Genomic DNA, 1,623 nt, shown 5'->3' with positions numbered 1-1,623 from the left:
CTCTATATCAGTAAATTTATATTGGAGAAAAACATATATTTTGTAATCAAAATTAAGATGCTTAGCTATAACTCGGGTAATGTGGGTCAGGGTAGTTTTTATCTGGCCGACCCATTAATTGACGGTGTGTTGGGAATGAAAGCAAATGGTCTTTATTCCGATCGTAATGAAGATAAATTTGTTGGTGGTTATAAGAAACAGTCAATGGGTAATACTGGGGTAAAATTCTCATTTACTCCCGATGAGCAGAATAATTTTGATTTGGATTTAAAGCACGATGAACAGCAACATGACTCGACGATTAGTAAAACCCGTTCTTGCACTAAACGGTCATGTGAAGATGATAATACCACTTATCGACGTAATAACTATGCATTGACGCATAACGGTAATTATTAGTGGGGTTCAATGGATACATTTATTCAACGTGATGAATCAGAGAACCCAAGTAGAAAGATGAAATATAATGATAACTTACTTAAAAACCAGACAGTATTTGACTTAGATTCACATAAACTTAGTATTGGTGGTCAGTATCGTTATGAAGATTTACATAATCAAGACAACCAATTACCGACAGCGACCAATGTTAATAAATTAACTCGTTGGAGTTGGGCATTATTTACCGAAGATGAATGGACGATCACCACCAATGATTTCAGATTAACCGGCTGGTATTAGAATGGATAAAGATGAGAATTTTCGTGCACATTGGACGCCTCGCTTATATGGTGTTTGGCATATCAATGATCAATGGATACTTAAAGGTGGCGTTGCGACCGGATATCGTTCACCTGATTTACGCCAAGTGTCGTCGCCTAACTGGGGACAAATAACTGGCGGCCAAACAAGTAAAGGGATCATTCTCGGTAATCCAAATTTAAAACCGGAAAAAAGTATTGGTCAGGAAATTGGTTTGTTATGGAATAATCAGGATGACCTGAATATCGGTGTAACAGTTTTTAATACTGATTTTAAAGATAAAATTATGGAATATCGTCTCTGTGGCGATAAATTAGCCGCTTGTAGTAATGCGATTATTCTTAATGGCAGTCAATATGATTTTATAAGTACACGTGATAATGTTGATAAGGCAAACTTGCGTGGTATTGAGGCGACATTTGATTGGCAAATCATGGATAATCTATCAATGGCAGCCAATTACACCTACTCAGATTCTGAGCAACTAAGTAGCAATTTTAAGGGAAAAGCCTTTAGTCAAACACCTAAGCATATGGCGAATGCATCGTTAAGCTGGCAGGCAACCACTGAATTAGAAGCTTGGACACGGGTAAATTTCCGTGGTAGAACCAATCAATATCTTTCTCGCTCATCGATGGCGAATGAATTACCCTCTTATAGCTTTGTTGATCTGGGAGTAAATTACGCGCTGAGCAAAAATCTTTTTTTGTTCACAGGGGTTTATAATATTTTAGATAGGCGTTTAGTGGATAATGATAATAAAGCCGTATTAGATGGCCGCCGTTACAATTTAGGATTAAATTATAACTTTTAAAATCATTTTGAGTTAAAAAGTTAGCTAGCTGTTACCATGAGTATAGCTAGCTAACTTTTTATTAAAAATTAAAAAATATTGCTATTTCATAGGATGAAGTGCAGAAT

The 1,623-nt window shown here is 36.1% G+C and carries 3 protein-coding genes; all 3 read left to right on the top strand.

Translation table 11 applies throughout. The annotated features are described in order from the left end of the window. The first annotated feature begins 21 nt into the window (after positions 1 to 21). The 3 genes from ARSQ2_RS12440 to ARSQ2_RS03820 are packed head-to-tail and all read left to right on the top strand — an operon-like array spanning position 22 to position 1,516. Positions 22 to 399, top strand: coding sequence for a hypothetical protein (locus tag ARSQ2_RS12440; RefSeq protein WP_238334302.1), 378 nt, complete (start codon positions 22 to 24; stop codon positions 397 to 399). 57 nt (positions 400 to 456) lie between these two features. Next, positions 457 to 681 (top strand): TonB-dependent receptor, encoded by a 225-nt coding sequence (locus tag ARSQ2_RS13590; protein ID WP_255487322.1) that lies wholly within the window; start codon positions 457 to 459, stop codon positions 679 to 681. Position 682: 1 nt separating this feature from the next. Further along, positions 683 to 1,516 carry a TonB-dependent receptor domain-containing protein gene (locus tag ARSQ2_RS03820; protein ID WP_255487321.1) on the top strand — a complete coding sequence of 278 codons (834 nt, stop codon included), beginning with the start codon at positions 683 to 685 and terminating at the stop codon, positions 1,514 to 1,516. The last annotated feature ends 107 nt before the right edge of the window (positions 1,517 to 1,623 follow it).

The sequence above is a fragment of the Arsenophonus endosymbiont of Bemisia tabaci Q2 genome (genome assembly GCF_902713415.1).
In the GTDB taxonomy this organism is placed as follows: domain Bacteria; phylum Pseudomonadota; class Gammaproteobacteria; order Enterobacterales; family Enterobacteriaceae; genus Arsenophonus.
Note: the sequence above shows the minus strand (reverse complement) of the source record. Positions and strands in the feature narration are given on the sequence as shown.